General features: G+C 55.4%; 17 protein-coding genes. 15 read left to right on the top strand and 2 right to left on the bottom strand.

The window, feature by feature from the left end; translation table 11 throughout:
• Nucleotides 1-267 precede the first annotated feature (267 nt).
• The 13 genes from AC0YNU_RS18320 to AC0YNU_RS18260 all read left to right on the top strand — a co-directional run bounded on the left by AC0YNU_RS18320 (nt 268) and on the right by AC0YNU_RS18260 (nt 18,078).
• Complete coding sequence (locus AC0YNU_RS18320; protein ID WP_475759178.1) at nt 268-6,246, top strand: S-layer homology domain-containing protein; 5,979 nt, start codon at nt 268-270, stop codon at nt 6,244-6,246.
• Between the two features lie 283 nt (nt 6,247-6,529).
• Nucleotides 6,530-7,615 carry an ABC transporter ATP-binding protein gene (locus tag AC0YNU_RS18315; protein ID WP_475759176.1) on the top strand — a complete coding sequence of 362 codons (1,086 nt, stop codon included), beginning with the start codon at nt 6,530-6,532 and terminating at the stop codon, nt 7,613-7,615.
• Nucleotides 7,608-8,480 (top strand): carbohydrate ABC transporter permease, encoded by an 873-nt coding sequence (locus AC0YNU_RS18310; protein ID WP_475759174.1) that lies wholly within the window; start codon nt 7,608-7,610, stop codon nt 8,478-8,480. The genes AC0YNU_RS18315 and AC0YNU_RS18310 overlap by 8 nt, the downstream gene beginning before the upstream one ends.
• 17 nt (nt 8,481-8,497) lie before the next feature.
• Nucleotides 8,498-9,316 carry a carbohydrate ABC transporter permease gene (locus AC0YNU_RS18305; protein ID WP_475759172.1) on the top strand — a complete coding sequence of 273 codons (819 nt, stop codon included), beginning with the start codon at nt 8,498-8,500 and terminating at the stop codon, nt 9,314-9,316.
• A 37-nt stretch (nt 9,317-9,353) separates the two neighbouring features.
• The gene (locus tag AC0YNU_RS18300) at nt 9,354-10,694 is read left to right on the top strand and encodes an ABC transporter substrate-binding protein (RefSeq protein ID WP_475759170.1); all 1,341 of its coding nucleotides are present in this window, start codon (nt 9,354-9,356) and stop codon (nt 10,692-10,694) included.
• Between the two features lie 22 nt (nt 10,695-10,716).
• Nucleotides 10,717-11,667, top strand: a complete 951-nt coding sequence (locus AC0YNU_RS18295) for a CehA/McbA family metallohydrolase domain-containing protein (protein WP_475759168.1) — start codon at nt 10,717-10,719, stop codon at nt 11,665-11,667.
• Nucleotides 11,668-11,771: 104 nt separating this feature from the next.
• Entirely contained in the window at nt 11,772-12,524 is a 753-nt protein-coding gene (locus AC0YNU_RS18290; protein WP_475759166.1) for a DeoR/GlpR family DNA-binding transcription regulator, read from the top strand.
• Between the two features lie 41 nt (nt 12,525-12,565).
• Nucleotides 12,566-13,369, top strand: coding sequence for a histidinol-phosphatase HisJ family protein (locus tag AC0YNU_RS18285; protein ID WP_475759164.1), 804 nt, complete (start codon nt 12,566-12,568; stop codon nt 13,367-13,369).
• 36 nt (nt 13,370-13,405) lie between these two features.
• Nucleotides 13,406-15,118 (top strand): metallophosphoesterase family protein, encoded by a 1,713-nt coding sequence (locus AC0YNU_RS18280; protein WP_475759162.1) that lies wholly within the window; start codon nt 13,406-13,408, stop codon nt 15,116-15,118.
• A gap of 276 nt (nt 15,119-15,394) precedes the next feature.
• Entirely contained in the window at nt 15,395-16,264 is an 870-nt protein-coding gene (locus AC0YNU_RS18275) for a phytanoyl-CoA dioxygenase family protein (RefSeq protein WP_475759160.1), read from the top strand.
• 310 nt (nt 16,265-16,574) lie between these two features.
• Complete coding sequence (locus tag AC0YNU_RS18270) at nt 16,575-17,423, top strand: hypothetical protein (RefSeq protein ID WP_475759158.1); 849 nt, start codon at nt 16,575-16,577, stop codon at nt 17,421-17,423.
• Between the two features lie 133 nt (nt 17,424-17,556).
• A complete protein-coding gene (locus tag AC0YNU_RS18265; protein ID WP_475759156.1) occupies nt 17,557-17,817 on the top strand; it encodes a hypothetical protein in 261 nt (86 codons plus the stop codon).
• Between the two features lie 84 nt (nt 17,818-17,901).
• Nucleotides 17,902-18,078, top strand: coding sequence for a CsbD family protein (locus AC0YNU_RS18260; protein WP_475759154.1), 177 nt, complete (start codon nt 17,902-17,904; stop codon nt 18,076-18,078).
• 126 nt (nt 18,079-18,204) lie between these two features.
• Here AC0YNU_RS18260 and AC0YNU_RS18255 read toward each other — a convergent pair whose 3' ends face one another.
• Nucleotides 18,205-18,600 carry a hypothetical protein gene (locus AC0YNU_RS18255; RefSeq protein ID WP_475759151.1) on the bottom strand — a complete coding sequence of 132 codons (396 nt, stop codon included), beginning with the start codon at nt 18,598-18,600 and terminating at the stop codon, nt 18,205-18,207.
• A gap of 191 nt (nt 18,601-18,791) precedes the next feature.
• The gene (locus AC0YNU_RS18250) at nt 18,792-20,123 is read right to left on the bottom strand and encodes an ArsB/NhaD family transporter (protein WP_475759149.1); all 1,332 of its coding nucleotides are present in this window, start codon (nt 20,121-20,123) and stop codon (nt 18,792-18,794) included.
• 425 nt (nt 20,124-20,548) lie between these two features.
• Between AC0YNU_RS18250 and AC0YNU_RS18245 the strand changes: the two genes are divergently transcribed.
• Both AC0YNU_RS18245 and AC0YNU_RS18240 read left to right on the top strand, forming a co-directional pair.
• Nucleotides 20,549-21,865, top strand: a complete 1,317-nt coding sequence (locus AC0YNU_RS18245; protein WP_475759147.1) for a glycoside hydrolase family 140 protein — start codon at nt 20,549-20,551, stop codon at nt 21,863-21,865.
• Between the two features lie 208 nt (nt 21,866-22,073).
• The gene (locus AC0YNU_RS18240) at nt 22,074-24,176 is read left to right on the top strand and encodes a DUF6259 domain-containing protein (protein ID WP_475759145.1); all 2,103 of its coding nucleotides are present in this window, start codon (nt 22,074-22,076) and stop codon (nt 24,174-24,176) included.
• The last annotated feature ends 41 nt before the right edge of the window (nt 24,177-24,217 follow it).

The raw sequence follows: 24,217 nt of genomic DNA, 5'->3' as shown, positions 1-24,217 counted from the left end.
GAACGCAAGCCGCCAAATGTAAGCAAGAAGCAGTACTGGCTAGAAGCAACGCGACAGCAACAAGCCACTCTAGCAATAAGCAACAAGCCACTCTAGCAATAAGCAATAAGCCAATCTAGCAGCAGCAACAAGCCAAGCAATAAGCCAATCAACAAGCACAAGCCTAGCATCCAGAGAGCAAGCCGCCCCTGCCGACAGCATGATTCGGTCCAGCCGACGAGGGGCGGCTTTGCTGTCTCATTTTCCGACAACGAGGAGGACGAATAATTGGTTTCCAATCGCATAAGGAAGCGGATTCGTACGTGGGTAGCCTGTACGGTTGCTTTGTCATTGCTGGTAATGGGTTTACAGTGGGCGCCGAACCGGGCTGCGGCAGCGACGGGAAATCCGGAGAGCGTCAGCATTGAGCTAGGAGCGACTCCGGTCGAGAGCGGCATCACGGCAAAGGCGGGGGACGGAACGTCCGGCCTGCGGACGGGCGAGCAGGACGGCCGCGCGTACTGGAAGACGAACAAGGCGGAGGATGAAACCTCGCGGATCATCTATTTCTACTTCGACGTGGACGACAGCTTCACCGAGAACATCGCGAACTATGACGTGAACGTCGCCGTCGATTATTACGACGCGGGCAGCGGCAAAATGGTGCTGCAGTACGACGCCCAAGGCGCGAACAACAGCTTCAAGGACGCGCCGCTGTTCACCTACGGCAACACGGGCGCTTGGCAGACGCACTCGTTTGCGCTCGGCGACGCGAACTTCGCGAACCGCACGGGCGGCGGGGATTTCCGCCTCGGCATCGAGGGCGGCGGCGCCAGCTGGGCGAGCAATGCCGACCTGTCGCTCGCGAAGGTGACCGTAACCAAGACGCTGAAGGCCGCGCCTGCGGACCAAGCGAGCATCGCGTTCGGCGAGTCGCCGATCGAGCAGGGCATCACGGCGCATGCCGGGGACAACCCGGACGGGCTCGTGAAGGGCTCGCTGGCCGGCAAAGGCTATTGGAAGACGAATAAGTCGGCGCCCGGAGACCGCACCTTGTATCTCTACTTGAACGTCGATGACAGCTATATCTTCGATAGCGAGAATCAGGACGTCTACGTGACGGTGGAGTACCTGGACCAAGGCAACGGCAGCTTCGTGCTGCAATACGATGCCTTGTCCGCCGCGTTCAAGGACAGCCCGCTCTTCACCTATAAGGACTCGGGCCAGTGGAAGACGCATACGTTCAAGCTGAGCGACGCCAAGTTCGCCAACCGCGCGAACGGGGCGGACTTCCGCATCGGCATCAGCGGCGGCGGCAATCCCGAGAACAATCCGGACTTGACGGTTGCATCCGTCACAGTGAGCAAGACGGAGCGGCATGAAACGGATTCGCAGCCGAAGGTGTATACGACGGAGAATGCGACGTCCGACATCGTCATCGCGGATTTTAGCGTCGCGGACTTCGGCGCCAAGGCGGACGGAACGACGGACGACACGGCGGCCATTCAATCCGCGTTGACGGCGGCAGGCAACAATGGCGGCGGCGTCGTATTCGCGCCGGCCGGGCACTACAAGCTGAACGGCAGCTTGACCATACCGACCGGCGTTACCTTGCGGGGCGATTGGGCAAGCCCGGACGACAAGGACGGCGCGGTAACGGGCACGGTGCTGGAATCGTTCGGGGGCCGCGGGCAAGCGGAAGGCACAAGCTTCATTCAGCTCTCCCCTGTCAGCGGCGTAACGAACCTGTCCGTGTGGTACCCGGAGCAGTCCCTGACGGATCCGGTTGCGTATCCATGGACATTCGAGCAATTGTCCGGGGACAGCGCGACGATGGAGAACATCACGCTCGTCAATGCCTATAACGGCATCAAGATCGGACCGGTATGGAACGAGCTGCATTACGTGAAGAACCTGTACGGCACGGTCCTGCACACGGGGATTTTCCTCGACTACACGACCGATATCGGCCGTCTGGAAGGCATTCATCTCGCCCCTTCGTATTGGTCCGGCTCCGGACTTGCCGGTGCCCCAGCGGCTGACGCCTTGTTCGCTTACACGACTGCGAACGCGGAAGGCATCGTCATGGGACGCTCGGACTGGGAGTATATGTCGAACATCTGGATATCGGGATACAAAACGGGCATGCGCGTCACGACGCGGACCGATTCGCTGGAGACGGCGAACGCCCAGATGTACCGCGTGCATATCGAGAATTGCAACGTGGCGCTGAAGATCGAGGGAGTCAACGATTTCGGGTTGCTCATCACGGACAGCAGCTTCAAGGCGAGCGCGGGCGAAGCGCCGGTCGCGATCTACGCGACGCCGGGCTTCCATTCGATCGTGCAATTCAACACGGTCACGGTCGGCGGCACGCCGCTTACCGCGGTCAAGAGCGAAGGCAGCGGCGTGCTGTCCTTCGAGAACAGCAAGTTCGAGAATTGGAACGCGGCAGCCGGAGGCTATGCCATCGACATGTCCAGCGGTTCGCTGACGCTGGGGCAGTCCGAATTCGCCTCGGCGGCGAATCAAGTGAAGCTGAGCGGCGCGGTGCAGACGGTCAATGCCGTGAACTCCGGTTACCAAGGCAGCCTGCAAGTGAAGGACGACAGCGACGGCGCGGAAGTGAACGTCACGCAGGATGAGCGTTACGCGATCGAGGCGCTGCCGAATGTCGGCGGCACGGATGCGGCGGTCGAACCGAAACCGGCGGCTAATGGCCTGTTCGACGTCACCGCAGCGCCGTACGGCGCAGACCGAAACGGCGGAAGCGATGCTTCGGCCGCCATTCAGCTGGCGCTTGACGCGGCATCGGCCGCCGGCGGCGGAACGGTCTATTTGCCGGCAGGCACGTATCGCGTGGATTCGCCGATCAGCGTGCCGTCCGGCGTCGAGCTGAGAGGCTCGTGGGATGTGCCGCATCATACGATCGGCGGCGGTACCGTGTTGTTCACGACGTATGGCGAGAATCCGGGCGCGGATACGCCGGCGCTCATTACGCTGAAGGCCAATGCCGGAACGCGCGGTTTGTCCGTCTATTACGACGAGCAGGACTGGTACGACGTGAAGCCTTACGCCTGGACGATCCAAGGCCAGGGGCACGGCGTCTACGCGATCGACACGACGCTGATCAATTCGTACCAAGGCATCGATTTCGGCACGTTCGATACGAGCGGCCATTATATCGATTACGTAGCGGGCTCACCGCTTAAGGAAGGGATTTTCCTCGGCGGCGGCGCTTCGGGCGGCTTCATGCGGAACGTGCAGTTCAATCCGCATTATTACGGGCGCAACAACTACATCAATCACCCTTCTACGGACGCGGATTTCAATCAGGTATGGAGCTACCAGAAAGACCATCTGGATGCGTTCCGCATCGGCGACGTCCATAACGAAACGGTGTTCAACACGTTCGTGTACGGCTCCCAGTACGGCATTCATTTCGTCAAACAGGGAGAAGGCGGACCGGAAGCGATCGTCATCGGACACGGCACCGACGGCAGCAAGAAGGGAGCTTACCTGGAAGGCGCAGGCCCGGCGGGCGTATCGATGATCAACACCGAGCTCGTCTCGCTCAGCACGACGGACAAAGTTTACGTCACGCTCGGCGAAGAATTCGACTCCAAGGCAACGATGTACAACAGTTCGATGTGGGGCGATACGACACGCTCGTTCGATATTTACGGTGGCAAGCTGAACATTCAGCAGACCAATCTGACCAATGTCGGGGAAAAAGGCATCAACGCCCTCGGCGGCGACATCGCGCTCTACGATTCCTACTTCCAGCAGCCTCGGACGACGCATGTGTATGCGGCGGAGGGGATCGACAAATTGGTGCTGACGAACAATCTGTTCAAAGGCGGCCTGCAGCTCGTGAACGAAGCGGGCATCAAAGTGAGCGGAACGAATCTGGTACCGATTGCGCTTCAGCTGGAACGTCTCCCGCTGGATCCGGCGCATCCGGACAGAGCGGGCGCGAAGCTGACGCTGACCAACGTCTCGGATTCGCAGCCGCTTGGCGGCAAGATCGAACTGCAGCAGCCGGCACCTTATGCGGCTAGGATGGTTCCTGTTCGTTTTGCAGGCATCGCATACGGCGAGTCGACGGTGATCGATCTGCCGAGCATAGCAGCGGATTCGCTTAAGTATCAAGTCACGCTCGACAACGGCGCTTCCTACTTGGCGTCGGTGAAGCTCGGGCAGTCGTTCGCGAGCCGCGCGGACGCGGAAGCAGGAGAGGCCGACGTGCCAGATATCGACATCTCCGCATTGGATGAATTTGCGGGCGGCGTCTGGGGCGGGCCCGAAGGCTTGAGCGCCAAGGCGAAGGTCACGTGGGACGACGAGAAGCTGTACGTGAACGTCGATGTCACCGACGACGTGCAGGAGCAAAGCTTCTCCGGCGTGGACATCTGGCAGGGCGACAGCATTCAGATCGGCCTCGATTTGTCCCGGGGAGACGGGGCGGCCAGTACGAACGTCAGCGAGCTGGGCTTCGCGCTGAAGAACGACGGCTCCATCACCAAATGGCGCTGGAAAGCGCCTGCCGGCCTCGCAACCGGTGCGCTTGACGCATCGGAGGCGGAGATTACGCGTGACGAAGAGCATCATGTCACGCACTATGCCATCGCGCTTCCGTTCGATCTGCTGCACGGCGAAGGGGCGGAATTTACGCCTGGCGTAGATCCGCTTGGCTTCTCGCTCTTGATGAACGAGAACGATGGAGCGGGACGCGCAGGGTTCATGGAATACAATCAAGGCATCGGCACGAGCAAGGATTTCACGCTGTACGGGGACTTGTATTTGCTGAATGCGCCATTCTCCGACTGGTCGCTCCCTGCTGCGACGGCAGCGGTGAATAAAGCGAAGACGAAGAAGGATGTCACGTCGATCGACGCGGCGCGCAACTTCGTCAATCTGCTGCCGGAAGGCGCCGATCGGACTGCGCTGAAGGGGCAGTTGGATGCAATCGGCTCTGGCAGCGGCAACGAAGGCAATAACGGGAACACCGGCGGCAACGGCGGTGCCGGCTCTGGCAGCGGCGGATCCGGGACGACGAGCGACAACGGCACTCTCGTTCTTCCGTTCGTCCCCGTGCTCGACACGGCAAGCCATCTGGCTCGCGCGGTCGTCGATCCGACTCTCCTTAAGCAGGCATTCGCGGATGCGAAGCCGGGCCAGGACGGCAAGACGCATGTTCGCGCCGTCGTGTCGGCACTGCCGAACGCGGCGGGTTATACGATTGAATGGCCAAGTCCGGCATTCAACGGCGATCCGAAGCGCATACTCGAGATCGAGACGCCGAAAGGAACGATTCGCGTATCCGGCGATATGTTCGCCGGTTCGCAGAAGCCGGAGGGCGACACGATTACGTTCGTTATTCAAGATGCGGACGGCAGCAAATGGAGCAAAGAGATCGCCAATGCGATCGGCAACCGTCCGGCGGTCGAATTGTCCGTCTTATCCGGCGGGAAGCTGATCTCGTGGTCCAATGGCAACGCACCGGCGGAAGTCTCCATCCCGTATGCGGCGACCGTGCAAGAGGCGGCGAACCCAGAATCGCTGACCGTCTGGTATATCGACGGAAAAGGGCAGGCTGCGCCGGTCGACAGCGGCAAGTACGATGCGACGGCGAAGCAAATGTCCTTCGCGACGACGCACTTCAGCACGTATGCGGTCGCCTATACCAAAGCCGCTTTCAGTGACCTGAAGAACGTGCCGTGGGCTCGCGAGGCGATTGAAGCCTTATCGGCAAAAGGCATTATTCAAGGGATTACCAAAGAAACATTCGCGCCCGGCAAGCCGGTCTCGCGGGCGGATTTCCTGCTGCTCCTCGTCCGGACGCTTAGTCTTCAAGCAGCTGCCGGTGCGGCCGGCACCGGAACGGATGCCGCCTCGTTCCCTGACGTGCCAGCCGGCGCGTATTACGGGGACGCGATTCGAATCGCGCAATCGCTGGGCATCGCGCAAGGCTCGGGCGACGGCCGCTTCCACCCCGAAGCGCAGATTAGCAGACAAGACGCCGCAGTCCTGATCGAGCGGGCTTATCGCGCAGCGGGCAAGGAGCTTCCGGCTGGAACGGAGGCCTCGCTCTCCGGCTTCTCCGATGCCGCGAATCTAGCCGGCTATGCCCGTTCCGGCGTCGAAGCGCTCGTGGCGGCAGGGTTGCTGCAAGGAAGCGGCGGACAGCTTCGCCCGCTGGGAAGCCTGACCCGCGCGGAGAGCGCCGTGCTGCTCTATCGTCTCTATGAACGCTTTTCCGAATAATCGTATTTTCGTAGCCTAACACTTCAATCGCCCCCCATCGCTAAGGATGGGGGGCGATTTCTGTTTGTCGAGAAATCAGCAAGTTGCCGCTTGGCTGCTTTCTAGCTGTTCGCCGTACGATTCCTAGTTATTAAAAGATACAAAAAAGAACAAAAAGATTTATCTAAGCAAAATTAACAATAGATTAAATCAATTTTGATCTGGATTTAACAGAGTAATCTTATGATTCCAATGTACACATGAACTTCCAAAACAGTTTTGCGAAGAAGAAGGAGTGTGAAGGATGGCTGGCATTCAGCTGAAAGAAGTCAAGAAAACCTATTCGAACGGAAAAACGGTCATCGAGAACTTGGAACTCGAAGTGAAGGATCGTTCGTTTACCGTGCTTTTAGGCCCGTCGGGCTGCGGGAAGACGACCGCCTTGCGAATGATCGCTGGACTGGAGGAGGTTAGCGCCGGGCAAATTTACATCGGCGACCGTAATGTCACGAAGGCGGAACCCGGAGAGCGGGGCATCGCCATGGTCTTTCAAAACTATGCCATCTATCCGCATATGACGGTACGCAAAAATATCGAATTCGGCTTGAAAAATATAAAGGTTCTTAAAGAAGAGATTGCAAAGCGCGTCGCGCAAGTGGTGAACTTGGTCGGATTGCGAGATTACGTGCATGCGAAGCCCTCCACGCTATCGGGTGGACAGCGGCAGCGAATCGCGCTGGCGCGGGCGATTTCGAAGAAACCGGACGTGTTTCTGATGGATGAACCGTTATCCAATCTGGACGCCAAATTGCGCAACCAAATGCGAGGCGAGCTCATCGAGCTGCACCGGGATTTGAAATCCACCTTCGTATTCGTCACGCACGATCAAATCGAGGCGATGACGATGGCGACGGACATCGTGATCTTCAATCACGGGCGGATCATGCAGCAGGGGACGCCGAAGGAAGTGTACGAGAATCCGGCCAACCTGTTCGTGGCTACCTTTATCGGCGATCCGGGCATGAATACGATTCCTTTGCCGAACATGGGAACGATCGGGTTTCGTCCTCAGAAGGCGAGGCTGATCAAACAAGCCGATTTTCAAGGCATACAGGCTGTCGGGATGGTCGTGACCAAGGAAATGCTCGGCATGGATCACTTATATCATGTTGCATCGGGCTTGGGCACGATCATTATGAAGACCGAAGACGACCTAAACGTCGGCGAAACCGTCCAACTCTACATTGCCGATCATGACTTGTACTATTTCGATCGCAACGAGCAGCGAACGAGAGAGGCGGAGCTGATCGAATCTGCGCTGAACAAGGTCGCAACGATGGAGGGCGTCATTGTGACTCGCAAGCAATTGGCCGGCAACGCGCATGGTTAACCGCCTCCTTCGCAACCCGTATGTGCTTATCGCGCCGGCAGTCATTCTCGTATGCGTATTTTCGCTGTATCCGGCCTTCTTCGCGGTACGGGTCAGCTTTCTTAACTGGGATACCGTGCTAGGAACGAAGACCTTTGTCGGGTTCAAAAATTACATCAACATTTTTAATGATCCCGTGTTCTGGAAGGTCATGAGAAACACGCTTTATTACAGCTTCTTTACCGTCGTGATCGGTATGGTGCTGGCCTTCCTGCTGGGGATCTTCTTTCAAGAGAACAAGTGGGTGGACAACCTCGTGCAGAGCATTATCTTTACGCCGCATATCCTGTCGAGCGTCTCCATCACCGTCATGTGGATGTGGCTGATGGATCCGGGCAGGGGCATTCTCAACTATGTGCTGCATGAAATCGGCCTGCCGACCCTCAAGTGGATGATGAGTCCCGATACGGCGCTGATGTCCATCATCGTCGTCACGATTTGGAAAGGGCTCGGCTACAGCGTCATGATCGTGATCGCCGGCCTGCAGTCCATACCCGGCTACATCTACGAGGCCGCCAAGCTCGACAATGCCGGAAGATGGACAAGGCTGTTCCGCATCACGCTGCCGCTATTGTCGCCGACGCTGTTCTTCATGTTCATTACGGCCACTATCGCTTCCTTCAGCTCATTCGATATCGTGAGCTTGATGACCAAGGGCGGGCCGGAGAATTCGACCAACTTGGTCGTGTACTGGATCTACCAGATCGGATTCTTGCAGTTCAATATCGGCAAAGCAAGCGCGGGGTCGGTCCTGTTCATGCTGTTCGTGAGTATCGTAGCCGTCGCCAACTATTACTTCTTCGCCAAGAAAGTCCACTATCAATAGAGGAGGATGAAGTAACGATGCGATATACGGTCAAAGTCATGCGCGTCCTTATGCTCCTTGCATTAGTCCTCGCGTTTGCGTTTCCGTTCGCCTGGGTCGTGAGCACGTCGCTGAAAACGTACGTGGAGTCCATCCGCTTCCCGCCGGACTTGATTCCCAGCGTCCCGCAATTAATCAACTACAAGACGGCGTGGGTTCATATTCATTTCTTCCATTACGCGAAGAATTCAGTCATCATCACGCTCTCGGTTGCGTTCGGACAGTTGCTCGTCTGCGTGCCGGCAGCATATGCCTTTGCCAAGAAGAAGTTCAGGTTTTCCGGCTTTCTCTTCGCGCTCGTCCTGGTCGACCTGGTGCTGCCCACCCAAGTGAGCTTCGTGCCGATGTACGTGCTGATCAGCGACTTGCACTGGCTAGACACCTACTGGGGCCTGATCGTCCCGTTTGTTTTCTCGTCCTTTACGATCTTCTTCCTGACGCAGGCCTTCAAGCAAATTCCCGAAGAGCTGCTGGATGCCGCCAAGCTCGATCAAGCCTCGGAGCTGCAGATCATTACCCGGCTTATGGTGCCGATCTCGAAGCCGTTCCTGCTGACCACGATTTTGTTTACCTGCATCGGCAAATGGAACGACTACTTCTGGCCGCTCGTCTTAACGAATTCGGAAACGGTGCGAACGTTGCCGATGACGGTCAAAAGCTTGGTTGCCGACACCCGGGGCGTCACCCATTGGAATGAAGTCATGGCGGGGAACATGATGTTGATCCTCCCGGTTCTCATTCTCTATCTGGCGGCGAACCGCTTCATCAAGAGCGCTTTTGTATACGGTATTAAGTAACCCTTAATATAAAAAACGAGTGGAGGCTGGCGAACAAATGAAACGGAATGTGAAGTACGCGGCAATGATGGGTATCTTGGCTTCGGCCATCGCCGTAACGGGCTGCTCCAGCGGCACGTCGAACGAATCGGACAATGCGCAAGCCGGAACGAATGCCAATGCGACTGCAGCAGACGCGGGCAAAGAGAAAGTGAAAGTCGATTTCTGGTCGATCTGGGATCCGACGAACGGCAACGGCAAGCTGATCGCGGACGAAATCGTGAAATTCAACGAACAAAACCCGGATATCGAAATCGTCATGTCGGGTCAAGGCGGCTATGACGGCGTAGCGGAGAAATTGGAAGCCGCGCTCGTGGCCAAAAACACGCCGGTCATCGTCCAAATCGAAGAGTCCTTCCTGGCTCGCTATAATCCGATCGCGGCGGATTTAGGCAAATATATGTCGCCGGCTACGATTGCCAACTATAACGAAGGCTTGACTCGATCCAGCTATGTGGACGGCGCGTTCAAGGCGGCGCCGATGAACCGCAGCACGCCGATTTTGTACATGAACGCCGATTTGTTGAAGAAGGCCGGACTGGATCCGAAAGGCCCCAAAACATGGACGGAGCTTCATGAATACGCCAAAAAATTGAGCGATCCCGCGAAAGGAATCTATGGATTCTCGGGGTATTGGGATTCCGATGCCTGGTACTGGGAGTCTGCCGTTTACTCCTATGGCGGCGAGATGGTCAACGAGGACGGCACGCAGGTCGCGTTCGATAACGACAAGGGAACCGGCATCATCAAGCTGTTCCAAGATATGGTCAATGACAAATCGATGCTCAACGCCTACAGCGCGCAAGACAATCAGTCCGATCTGATCAAACAAAACTTCTTCGACGGCAAGGTAGCCATGGATCTGGATTCGATCGGTTCGATGGGCGAGCTGACCAAGAATGCCAAGTTCAATGTCGCGGTCGCTTTCCAGCCGCAAGAAGGCGGCAAGAACGTGGTCGTAACCGGCGGCGCGAACATGATCGTTCTCGACAGAGCGACGGAAGAGCAGAAGAAGGCGGCAGGCAAATTCCTCGACTTCTTGGCGAACGACGAGAACGTGACGAACTTCTTCCAAACCACGGGGTACCTGCCGACGACGAAATCCGCGCTGGAGACGCCGGAAATGAAGCAATGGCTGCAAGAAAAACCGCAATATCAAGTCGCGATCGACCAGCTGCAATTCGCGCATAGCCGCCCTTGGCAGAAAAACTGGAAAGCCATGTACACGACCATCCTCGAGGATCTTAAAAGCGCCATGATCGACACCTCGAAGGATCCGAAAGAAGTCGTTCATCATGCGGCAGTAGCGGCGCAGCAAATCATCGACGAAAACAAATAACCGAAGCGAAGGGAGTTTCGACATGGTGACGAAAAGCGGTTTTATGGATGGCGGCAATTGGTATAAAGGCAACTTGCACGGACATTCCACCTTATCCGACGGCAAGCTGGCGCCCGAGCAGCTGCGCGAGGCCTATAAGCAGCGAGGGTATCAGTTCATCGCGCATTCCGAGCATGATTTCTTCTCCAACTTCGAAGAGGAGAACGAACCGAATTTTATTCTGCTGCCGGCCAGCGAAGTGGGAATCCGCATGCCTGCGGGAGATGTCCGGATCTTCCATCTTCACGTCATCATGGGGACGGACAAGCACCTGGCTGCGGCGACCAAAGAGCCGCTCAAGCATATGGAACCGATCATTTGGCCGGATTTCGTCGGCTTCGAGACGGCGCAGGCGTTCATCGACGACATGGTGGCAAGGGGCAATATCGTCATGTTCAATCACCCGCATTGGTCCACGGTGGAATGGGAAGATGTCTACGCGCTGGACAACCTGTTCGCGCTGGAAGTGTACAATCACTGTTCGGAGTGGATGGAGAACATGGGGAATTCCCGCGTAATGTGGGAAACGCTGCTGCGCAAAGGCAAGAAGCTGTGGGGGACGGCGACGGACGATAACCACAACAATTATCCGTTCGACTCGATGTACTGCGACTCCTTCGGCGGCTGGGTCGTCGTCAAGGCTCCGGCGTTGACGCGCAGCGACGTCGTTCAAGCTTTGGTGGAGGGCAGCTTCTACTCCTCGACGGGGCCGGAAATTTACGACTTCCGCATCGAGAACGACGAAGTCATCTTCGAATGCTCGCCGGTGGAGCGCATCTATATGAACGGCGATCTTCGTCAGTATCAAATCGAGCTGGGCGAGAATCTGACCTCGCTGCGTAAAAAGTTGCGCGGCGACGAAACATTCATTCGAATCGAATGTTATGATAAATACGGAAAATTCGCGTTTACAAACCCGATTTATTTGGATTAATCGATCGATCCGCAGATCAACCCGGAATGCCGATCGTTCGTATTCCGGGTTGATTACAAGAATGGAGTAGGTGAAGCATTGTGCTGCAGGTGGAACGAATAAGCATGATCATGGCGGAGTTGAATGCCAAGGGCAGAGTGATGGTCAACGAACTTGCCGAACAATTGAACGTATCCAAGGTCACGATTCGCCGGGATTTGGATGTGTTAAGCAGGGAAAATAAGCTGCTGATCGTGCACGGAGGAGGGATTAAGCCGAATTTCACCTTGTACGAGGCGCCCTACAGCCAGCGCAACTCGATTTCGATTGAAGAGAAGCAGCGCGTCGGTACGAAAGCGGTTGAATTGATCAACGATTACGATGTGATTGCATTGGGCGTCGGCACGACGACGATCCAAATCGCCAACCACTTATTTAATAAAAAGAATCTGACGATCATCTGCGGATGCGTCCAGGTGCTGAACAGTCTCATCGAACGAAAAAAATCCGGTTATTTTACGGGAAAGCTTATTTTTCTCGGCGGCGAAATCGACACGGACCAAATGTTCGCTTCGGGCTCGATGACCATCGAGCTGTTGGAGAAATTTCATATCGACAAAGCCTTTATAGGCGCGAACGGTTATTCGATCGCCGGCGGCATCACCACCTATGACATCGATGAAGGCAACTTCCTGAGAAAGATGCTGCAGCGATCGAATAAAGTGCATGTCGTGATCGACCATTCGAAGATCGACGCCAAATCCATGTACAAATACGCGGACTATCACGAGATCGATTGCGTCATCTGCAACGAAGATCCGCCTAACGATTGGAAAGATAAACTTGCCTCCGCAAACATAGAATGGGTAAAGGCTTAAGGCTTCATTGAAGCTATCATCGCGAAGGAAGGTTTGCATTTATGCACGTGCACAAAACGATCGTGGACCAGCACGTCCACTCCGCTTATTCGCCGGATTCGAAAGAAAGCTTGCAAGGCATCGTGGCTCATGCCGCCGGCTTGGGCAAGCAGGCCGTCGTGACGACGGATCATTTCGATTACGACTGCAAGTATTTCAAGAAAGACGTCCTGATCGATATGGACAGCTATGAACGCGAGGTTGCCGAGTTGCGCCGGCAGTACGATATCGAGATCCGGAAGGGCATCGAGGTTGGCTACCGCAGCGATTACCATGAAGAAATCAATCGTTATCTGGAGCGCTATTCCTTCGATCTGGTCCTGCTTTCCGCTCACAATAACGGCGTCCTCGATTTCGCGGAGGAGGCGTTCCACGCGCAGCCGATGGAGCTTATTTTGGCGGATTATTTCACGCATGTACGCGATGCCGTGGATCGGATGGACAATTACGATGTGGTCGCGCATCTCGATTACGTAGCTCGTTATACCAAAACGGTTGTCAGTGTCGAGGACTACAGGCGCTGCAGCTCGATTCTCTATGATTTATTGAAGACCATCGTGCGCAAGGAAAAAGTGTTGGAGCTGAATACGACCGGGCTGTTCCGGCAAGGGTGGATTCATCCGCATGCCTACCTGATTGAGATGTATTTGGATTTGGGCGGGAAATGGTTCTCGCTGGGCTCCGACGCGCATCGGATCGGCAGCATCGAACAAGGCTTCGGCCAAGCGATCGAATTGTTGAAATCTTACGGCATTCATGAAGTCGTGCAGTTCCGTAACCGGGTTCCGCAGCTCGTGACCATCTAGGCCGAACTGCGAGCCAACTTGAAGGAAGGAAGGTCCATGATGCCACAGAAGAAGCGTCTCGCATTCAGGAATGACGGTACGTTCAAGATCGTTCAGTTCACCGACCTTCATTGGTCAAGCGGCAGATTGTTGGATGTGCGGACACAATCGTTGATGCAGGACGTATTGCGCGAAGAGGAGCCCGATCTAGTCGTCTTTACGGGCGATATCGTATATGCGAACTATAGCGACGATCCCAAGCGCTCCTTTCTTGAGGCGGTATCCTGCGTTGAAAACGCCGGAATTCCTTGGGCTGCGGTGTACGGCAATCACGACACGGAGAAAGGCGTCACGCGCGAGGAGCTTATGGAGCTTCAGACGAACAGCGCCTATTGCTATTCCGAACCGGGTCCGGAAGAAATCTTCGGGGTCGGGAATTATATCCTTCCCGTACACGGGGCTGACGGTCGGACCGCCTTTGCCTTGTATTTTCTCGATTCGGGCAGCAACGCACCTGCTTCGGTGGGAGGCTACGATTGGATTCGCCCCAGTCAGATCAGTTGGTATATCCAACGCTCCGATGCACTTGCCGCCGAATTCGGGGAACCGGTACCTGCCCTCTCTTTCTTTCATATTCCGATCCCCGAATACAAGCAGGTATGGGACGAGCAGATCTGCTATGGAGTCAAGCACGAAGCGTTTATGCCTCCGAAGATCAACTCCGGGTTCGGCGCGGCGATGCTGGAGCAGCAGGACATGCTTGGAACTTTCGCCGGGCATGATCATATCAATGATTTTTGCGGGGACTGGCATGGCATCCGCCTATGCTATGGCAGGGGAACGGGATATAACGCCTACGGCATGGTTGGATTTAAACGGGGGGCTAGAGTCATTCTTCTTCGCGAAGGAGTCCGAGACTTCGAGACTTGGATTCGTCTCGAAGGCCATATCGTGGAACGGGAACAGCCTGTTCACGTCCCCGAGAAGGATCGGTCCGAGCAAGTCGCTTCTCCGCAATCGGGCGATGACTCCGAGTGGTGGCTCTCCGAGCTGAGAAGCAAGTACCCCTACGAGCCGGCAACGGATGATGTAAAGGAGCTGCCGGTTTCGCCAGCTATGATCGAGTTGGCCAGACAACTTGCGCCGGAGCTGCGCGTAGCGGAAAACGAGCCGTATACGCTTCGCGATTGCGTAGCCGTATTCCACCCGGAGGAGCCGCTTATCGCGTACCATCTGTTCTGGGACAGAGAGACGGAGCAAGGGGAGGCGGATCATCAGCTGATTTGGGTCGGCTATCATCCGCAGACGAAGGAATTGACGGAGATCAAGACCTATTTTCACGAGAATATCGTGAGCGCTCCGGAAGCGCTGGCCGAAGCCCGGGCGGCTCATGGCCGACCCCAAGCCTATGTGCAATGGGGGATTCACGGAACGTTCCTGACCGAAGGCATTCGCGACGTAACGGTCTCTCGAAGGGCCAATGGCATTGTGATTACGAATACGGGCGTGGATTCGCTGCAGTGCATGTATGACGATGCAAGAAGAGGACGGGTTAGGGGAGTCGCCTTGAGAGAATGGGATACATTGAAACCATTCACCGGGGAGTTTGCGGCCTATATGAATTTCTGCAATCGCGTAGATACGCGACATTATTTGAGTAAGGAAAATCATGTCTTACGCTCCAGGTCGGCGAATGCCGCCATCAGCCAGCATGCGTTGAAATATCGGTTTATTCCGATGCCGGAATGGCCTGAAGATTCTCAAGGGTGACAACAGCGAAAAGAATAAGATCGTTTAAGGGCCGTTTAATTGCGGCCTTTTTTCTTTTGTGAAGCGTGTTGAATAGAGTAAGGCAGATGCCCTCTCTGGCAAGCGACAGCACGGCTTCTTGCCAAAAGAAGTTAAAGCGCTTGCAGGAATCGAGGGGGAGGCGGGCGAAACTTTCAACCATGAAGGAATGGCGTACAACCTGCTGACTCAAAGCGAATATTCGGGGTTTGCAGGAGCTCGCATGGTTTGAACATCGATTGCGCTGGGGGCGGAGTAATGGAGACGAATACGGAACAGCCGGGAAGTCTGACGAAGGAACAGCTGGAACAGTATAACCGGGAAGGGTACTTGGTGCTGGAGGATTTGCTGAACGACCAGGATATGGAGGCACCTCGCCAGGCGATGTCGGAGAAGGTGTCGATGATCGCGAACGAGCTGTACGAAGGCGGGTTAATCTCGGACAAGCTGGAAGAGGAACCGTTCCAATACCGATTGGCGAAGTTGTTCGCCGATTTGACGGATAAGGACTTCCTGAAATACGGCCGCGGCTGGCGGGACCGGATTGACGGCTATTACCATTTGATGAGCAATCCGAAGATTCTCGATGCGGTGGAGTCGCTGATCGGCGATGAAATCTTCTCCAGCCCCGTCTACAACGTGCGCCCGAAGGTGCCCGGAGTCGCGGCCGGCGCGGTGCCTTGGCATCAGGACAAGTCCTATTGGCCGGACGCGAACGCGAATCCCGTCATCACGGTGTGGATCTCCTTCGTGGATGCGACCTTGGAGAACGGCTGCCTGCATATCAAGCCGCGTTCGCAGAACAAGAAGCTGCTGGAATGGCACGCCGAGACGTACAGCGGCACGGGCTATACGGCGCTGCACGAGAGCCAACTGGGCAAGCGGCCGACGGTCGCGCTGCCCGTGAAGGCCGGGACGGCCATCCTCTTCAACGATCGGCTGCTCCATATGTCGACGCCGAACAACTCCGATCACGTCCGCTGGAGCGTCGATCTTCGTTATCAGCCGACGGATCAAGATCCGATGCCGCAGCACGGGATCGGCTTCCTGGCGCGCAGCAGCAAGTTCCCGGGACGCGTGGCGACGCTTGAGGATTGGTTGGCCGAACGGCCGGAGCACGAGGGGTAACCATGTTGGGGAATAACGATTTTAATAGAGACCATCCTGCTAGACAGGGCGGTCTCTATTATTTTTGCGAGAATTGAGTCCTCCGGAAGTTACATATTTTGGTACAATGGAAAACGGACAGGATCGCCAATTTGGTCCAAGACTTCCGACGAGATGATACGTAAAGCGAGGTAAGCGTGATGCCGGTTTGGTTAGGTGGAAAGCTCTTCAAAATGATAGTACTAGTGGCCTAGGAAAACCGAGCGAAATTGAATCGGTTGATTTTAAAGGCTTTGCTTACGGTACAATTTCCACTGTAAAGGTGGGCTATTTGAACGGCAGAGCAGCCTCCATCTACGCGACAGGCTATGACATTTCTTTAAACGGTCAGTTCAAGTTCGGTACCCCGTGGCAGAAGGTATTCAATAAGCTCGGACAACCTTCCAAAAAGACGAACGGGAGCAATGATTACGTCTTTCAGTTGGCAAACGGTAAACTAAAGCAGCTTTACGGAAGTGCTGTTCTAACCGTAAAAGGCAGCCGGACGGATATTTATACATTAAGCCTTTTCACTAGTTCGGCAGGCAATGTCTCTGGATTTAAAGTCGTGCAAGCTGCGTATACGCAAGCTATGGAGGACCGGTTAACTAAACCCGATCCGACCAGGCCGACTTTTTCCGAGGAGGAGATAACCGGAATTGTAAGCGGAGACGATAACCGGATTTCCTTGGGCATGACGCGTGAAGAGGTGGAAAAAAGTTACGGAAAACCGGATGGGCACCTGTACTACTCCTCTGTTGTTATGGACGCTTACGATAGCATTTCCGTCTATTATCGCAAGGATGTCGTAGCGGCTATCGTAGTCGACCCTTCAACGCATTTGCAGATTGCGACCAATAAAGGACTGAGCATGCCGGCGAACCGGGAAGAAGTGCTTCGCGTTTATGGCCAGCCCACCTCTACTGAATCGTCGGGGCTGGATTACAATTTCGAGTGGATTGGCGGGGGGCTTCGAGCGATGAATATGGTTAAAGCATTTGACAGCAAGTATTGGTTCAACGAGAAGTATTCGCTCAGCTTCGTAGCATACGAATCCAACCCGAATCGGATCGAATACTTCATCCTGAGCGATGCTGATTTTCGTTATGATGAGTACAATATTCCCAAACCCGGCAGTTGAGGGAGTACGAAAACTGCCGCAGTTTTTTTAATAGATAATCGTCCGATGGTTTGCATGTGGATATGACCCACCTCTCTCAAGACGGGTACAGGATGCCGTGTTCTGGGTAAAGGAGAAGAGGAGGTGTTGCAAAATGGAAAGAACCTATCCGCCTGAAGTGACTCCCAGCCTGATATTCGAAGTGAAGAAGAACGAGGCGAACGAGATCCTGCCGCCGGAGATCGGCCCTAATCGCATACCGCCGGAGATCGTGCCCGACGTGCGTCCGGAGATCGCCCCGAACGTGCAACCAGAGATGAAGCCTGACGTCATTCCGGAGTTCACGCCCGACGTAACGCCTGAGATCAAACCGGACCGAATACCGCCGGAGATTACCCCTGACGCGCAGCCGTAGGCGTTGGTCACCAATTCGAGCTCAGCTTCGCTTAGCGCTCGAACGGGTAATGATTGTATAACTTCAAAGAAGGAGTTGTTGAACATGAATGACCACAACGGACTCAGCGACAAAATCAAAGGCACCGTATCCAAGGTCAAGGGTGAAGTCAAGGACCAGGTCGGAAACGCCACGGACAACCATCGCCTTCAAGCGGAAGGAAAGAAGGATAAGCTGAAGGGCGAGGTCCAAGAAAAAATCGGCGAACTGAAAAGCCGCTAACGGATAGCGACACATGCACCCGCAGGGCGATAGCCTTGCGGGTGTTTTTGCATGCAAGGTGGATCGCACGTTAAAGGCGAAATCGAGCTGCACCTAAATGATGGTCATGGCTTGAAGCCTATACAGTTAATTGAGGTCGTTATTCTTATTGCTCATTGTTTGTTCGATAAGAAGACCGTCTTTCCTCAGTGCAGCTTCAACGGCTTCTTTCGAATAATCCCTCTTGGGCAGCTTGGCGTTTATAAATACAAGCTGAATAATGATGACGATTAGTAAGATCACCACGATCGTAATAGGAGTACCCCCTTTTTGCTGATGTGCCTCGCAAGGCAAGAATCCGCAGTAATTCCCATGAATTGTAACATATTTTTTACTTATAATTCGATTACCGATCTGACCAATTATTTGTTTCTCGCTAAATAACAGCCGGAGCGCATCCAGTGCCAATTCAAAGAACCGCAGAGGTTTCCCGGCGGTTCTTTGTTCATCGTTCCAATAGGACGGAAAAGGACGTAAACCCACGCTTTTGCGCCTCATCTCTCATAAACTGATCATGTGCATGACTCTCTTTCTATGACCTTCAATCAGGGGGTCCTTTTTTTTGCCTGCGAATGAAGAGCCTTCCGGCTTTTTGGGACAGCGGGGCATTACATTCCTCCAAAACGAATCCCTCCTATACGCCTATACATGCATGCTTGGATCATAGATTCGCTTTAAAACAGCCAGGCCACCCAGCAGCAGAGCAAGATCAAGGAGACGAGAACGGTGACCGGGATGACGATGACGGTTACCCTCAAATACTGCCCCCAGCTGATTTTCACGCCGCCCTTCCTTATCAGGTGCATCCACATGATGGTGGCCAGCGTGCCGATGGGCAGCAGAAGCGAACCGACGTCACTGCCGATGACGCTGGCCAGGTAGGAAATTTTCAGCGTCAGCGGGTCGAGCCCCATGTTGGTTAATGTCAGCGTGCCGACCATCAAGGCAGGGTGATTGTTGAATAAATTCGAGAGCACGCTCAGCAGCAGGCCCATCAGCAGGCTTGCATGCAGCAGGCTGCCGGCGATAATCGGCTGCAGGACGTGGATGAGCCACTCCGTAAGCCCAAGGTTACGCAGACCATAGATGATGACGTACATGCCGAAAGCGAAGACGAGAATATACCACGGTGTTTTCTTCACCATATCGACAGGTGGAATCTTTAAGAATATCCAGCGCCAAGCCAGCAGAAAAGCGGACCCGATCACAGCCATGAGCGAAACCGGGAAGTGAAGATAAGAGGCTGCGAACAAGCTGAGGCGCACGCAGAATACGAAGATCAACACATTGCGCATGAACTTCGTATTTCTGGCTGGGGGCATGTCCCCTTGTAGCGGATGTCCGCCGGGCGTTAAACCCCATTGCGCCGTTTGAGGCAGTTTCTTCGGAAGCGTCTTGTAGAAGAGCGCAAACAAGAGCAGCGACATCAACACCAGCCCGAGCGATGCGGGGACGAACATCATCGCGGTGTGCATATAGAGACTCATGTGGACGATTTTGAGCGCAATCAGATTCACGATGTTGCTTACGCCGATCGGAGCGCTGGAAGCCGTCGCGATAAGAGCGCCAGAAAGTAAATACGGTATTTTTTGATGGTTTTTAAGCCCCATGCTTTTGAGCAGCATCAATAGAATGGGTGTCGTAATGAGAATGCTGCCGTCGTTGTTGACGAAGAGCGTCATGAGAAAACAAAATAAGTTGGTCAGCCAGAACAACCGGATCCCTGACCCACGTGCTTTCCTCGTTAAAATTTCGGCGGCCCAGTTAAAGAACCCGAAGCTTTCCAGCACGATCGCCATCACGATGGTGGCCATGATCGTAATCGCCGCTCCGCTGATCGTTTCCGTAATCGCCCCCAGATCTGCCATGGAGACGGTGCCTGTCAATAGCACGATGACCGCACCGACGGAGGCCGGTACCGCCTCGTTGATGTTAGGTTTCCAAAAGATGAAGCCGACGGTAAGGAAGAAGGTGCAAATGGTGATGATCGCCATTAAATCGTGCATGCTTTAGCCTCTCTTCAAGATCGATTCTGACTCGTTCTCATTCTCCTTTCACCAGCTAGATCAATGCCCCGAACCGAACGCTTATTTGATAGATTCGCCTCCTTCTGCTTGCTGGAGCAAGGACGTATTGTATTTATATGTACAAGATAAATAGCTCGTACTGGACAATATCCCCAACTCTATGAAAACCATCTCCTATCGATTACATATAATTGCCCCGTATCGACACGAGCAGGAAATCGGTAATTGCCTATCGCCCAGGGGGCGGGAATGACAAAAAACAGCCGGGCAGGCCGTGCCGTGCGCGATGCGGCTTGCCGCAAATCTCCCCGAATTGCGATACAAATCCCGGAATTGCATGGTTTAAGCGGTGTTCGGCGGGTGCTACGATGAAAGCAGTTTACTGTAGAAGGAGGCTGCACCGAATGAATATTCACGGCTATTTGCAAGTTGCGCCTAACAAGAGAAGCTTCCAGACGCGGGAGGGCAAGCCGATATTTTGGCTCGGAGACACGGCTTGGTCGTGCCCCGGTCGCGCGAATTGGGAGGAATGGACGGATTACGTGGACGAGCGAGCACGTCAAGGGTTCAACGTCATCCAAATGAACTCGCTGCCCCAGCATGACGCGTATCAGCCGATTTTCCGGGACCGCAAGCCTTTCGCGCTATTGAACGACGAGAGCATCGACGGCAAAATCTTCAACTGGGATTACGATGCGATCGACGAATGTTATTTCGATTTCTTGGTTCGCATGATCGATTACGCCAACGGTAGAGGCATGCTCATTGCCCTCGTCGTCGTGTGGTTCGAGCACGTACCGCATTCGAGGCTGAACGTCATACCTTCTCATCCGGGGATGACCGTGGAGCAAGGGAAGCGCTACGGCGCTTATCTAGCCGGTAAGCTCCGGGACAAAAACCTGGTCTGGATTGTTAGCGGAGACGACGAGTTCCAGGGCGCGGGGGTAGCAAATTTCTATGATGCCGTGGCCCGCGCCGTACGAGCCGCCGATCCGAATGGAAGGCTGATGACGGCTCACCCGGTGCATCGGTCGGGGGATACATATCATCAGGCCGACTGGCTCGACTTCAATATGGTGCAGACAGGACACGCCAAGAACTTGGAAAAGACGTTCAGGCTCGTTCGCGACGAATGGGAGAGGGAGCCGGCCAAGCCGGTATTGAACGCCGAGCCATGCTATGAGAAGCACCCGGTTCGCGATACGGACGCATGCGACAGGTATGACGTTCGCATGGCGTGTTGGCGCAGCGTGCTCGAAGGTTCCCTGACCGGCATCACGTACGGAGCGGCTGGTCTATGGAACTGGGCGAAGCCGGGCGATACGCTCGTCGGAGCCGAGCCTTCGCCTACCCTTCCTTCCTCGTGGAAGGAAGCCTTGATGCTGCCGGGGGCGGAGGATGTCGCCCGCATGAAGGCGCTGCTGATTACGCTGCCTTGGCAGGAGCTTGAGCCGATGCCAGAGCTGCTGCTTAGCCGGCATGCAATGTACGTGTCGGTGTCCGCCGTTCCCCGGGGAGATCTGTTGATTGCCTACATGCCCGAAGGCGGGACGATTCGAATGAACATCGCATTCCTGCCGGCGTTGGCCGAGGCCTACTGGTGGAACCCCGCCAGCGGGGAGCGCGCGGCATGCGGTCCCGTCCGTGGAGCCGAATGGCTCGGCACCGCCCCCTTCGCGAGGGATGCCTTGCTGGTTATCGCTGCTGCCGAGGCCGATTAAGTGCTACCGGGTTTGTATTTTTGCGTGCGCGCGTCCTTTCCCCCGCGGGCTTTCGTGCGAGAAGCAGATCCCTGCAGAAATCCTCAATGTCCGTTACATTTCCCGGGATATTAGGGTATGAACGGGCCCGGAGCGGCGCTACGATTAACGTAAGCAAGGTTAGGATACGAATTTTTCATATTCAGATCGTTAAGGGAGCGTATGGAGAATGACGGTTTTTCAATTGTCCGGACCGGGGCTGGTGCTTTCGTTCGAGCATGAGCGGGAGCGCGTGCGCCTGATCGGCATGAGCACCGAAGAGAACGGGGAACTGCTGGAATCGACGGAAGGCCTGCCGGGAAATCCGTTGACCGTCGTGGTCCCCAAGGGCAAGCATGCCGGACGGTACGGAACGGAATCGTTCCGTGTTCGGCAACTGGAGCATGATGAACGGCGGATGAGCATGGCGTTGACGCATGATCGATTGCCGCTTGAGCTCTATCTGATCATCGAAGCGGAAGGCCATGTGGCGACGTGGAGGGGGCAGGCAGCATGGCTGGGCGGCGAATCCATTGAGCTGGATATTTATTTTCCGCTGTTGTCGAAGTTCAGCTTTGGACAGGCAAGCGGAGCCAGAGCCATCCTCCCGCACATTGCGGGCGCGGTATTGAGTCCGCTTAACGAAGCGAACTACAAGAACGCTTATGTAGGCACGCTGACGTCCCCGTCTTTTTTGGTAGAAGGCGGCGGACGGGGGATTGTGTTTTTGGACGACAACCGCGCCGATTTGACGGCGGATCCCGGCGCTTGCGTCCGGCGGGAATACGCGGTAGGCAACGACTTCGGCAGCGTATCCGCCTATTCGACGCATCATGATTTTTGGATCAACGATTATTTCGACGGAGGCGGGGGCGGCGATGGCCCGTTCGCCGGCGTTTGCCATTCCCGGGTCTTTGCCGGCACGCATCCGGACGGATTGGAGAACAAGAGCGAAATCAACGGCGACGAAGGCGCAATCTCCTACTCGGATCACGGCATGGCGGTCGAATACATCGATCTCGGTCCGGTGCGGACATACGCGTACGCGGGAAATTGGAAGTCCGGGGCGCAATGGGTGCGTTCGCGCCGTGCCCACATTCCGATCCGGAAGTCGCCTGCCGAATGGTACCGGCGCACGACCTTCCTGGCCGAGCATATGGGCGATCAGATGGTGCAGGAGGGCCAATCCTTCTACGATTATCCGAAGCTGGCCGCGCACAAAGAAACGCTCGGCGCCAATATGTTTCATGTCATGGGCTTCCATGACGCGGAAATGGCTTCGACCTCCAAAAACTGGCTGAACCGCGGGGACTACTATTTCGCCGCCCAAAATCTCGGAGGCTTCGAAGCGGTGAAGAAAGGCGTGGAAGCCGTTCACCGCCGCGGCGGGCGCATCCTTTATTACATCGAAGGCCTCATTATGTGGAAGCAATCCCGCATCGGGCTCAGCAAGGGCAAGCGGTGGGCGTTACAGGAAGCGGACGGCACCTATACGGAGCATTACCGCGATTTCTGGCATATGGATCTGGCGAACGAGGAGTACCAGAATTGGCTGGCCGAGACTTGCGCGGACATCGTGCGGACGACCGGCGTCGACGGCTTCTTCCTCGACTCCTCCTGCGCGACCTATAACCACCGCAATTACGATCCGAATCATCCGCACGGCCATCCCGATTATTGGAATTGGGGGCTGCGCCGGCTGCTTCGGAAAATACGGGAAAAGCTCGACAACGTAAACCCGGGTGCGGTTCTTATTATCGAAGGGTTCTCCGACTTGGCGGCCGAATTCGCCGACGGCTTCCTGTCGCACACGCATGACTGGGCCCGGTACCACTTCGATATCCCTTATGTTCGCTTCCTGCACTCGGATTTGAAAATCTTCGAAAGCTACGCCCATGCCGACTCTTCGCCCGAGGACATTCGCAAGAACCACCTCTTTAACGCCGTCAACGGGATGCACATTTATACGCATGCTTCGTCCAACGAGCTCATGGCTCCGTATGGGAGAAACACGAGGGACTATTACGACGCTTATCCCGAAATTAGCGAAAATCCGATGTCGTCGCTCGAGGTCGAGGCGGAGCACTGCATGGCGAATCTATTCGAAGGCATCGAGCATGTGCTGACCGTCGGCAATCCGACGGACGCGGCGGTGACGGCCGTACTCGGTATACCCGTCCCTTCCGGCATATTATTCGACCGCGTGACGGGCGAGCGCGTGCCGGTTACGCGGAATCGGACTGAACTTCGGCTGGAACCGTGGGCGTACCGGGCATTCGAAGTACGTGTCTGAGGTTTGCAGGACGGCGATTGCTATATTTGCAAACGTTTACA

It is taken from the genome of Paenibacillus sp. J31P316, from assembly GCF_056269105.1.
This window is presented reverse-complemented; position numbering and strand designations above follow the sequence as displayed.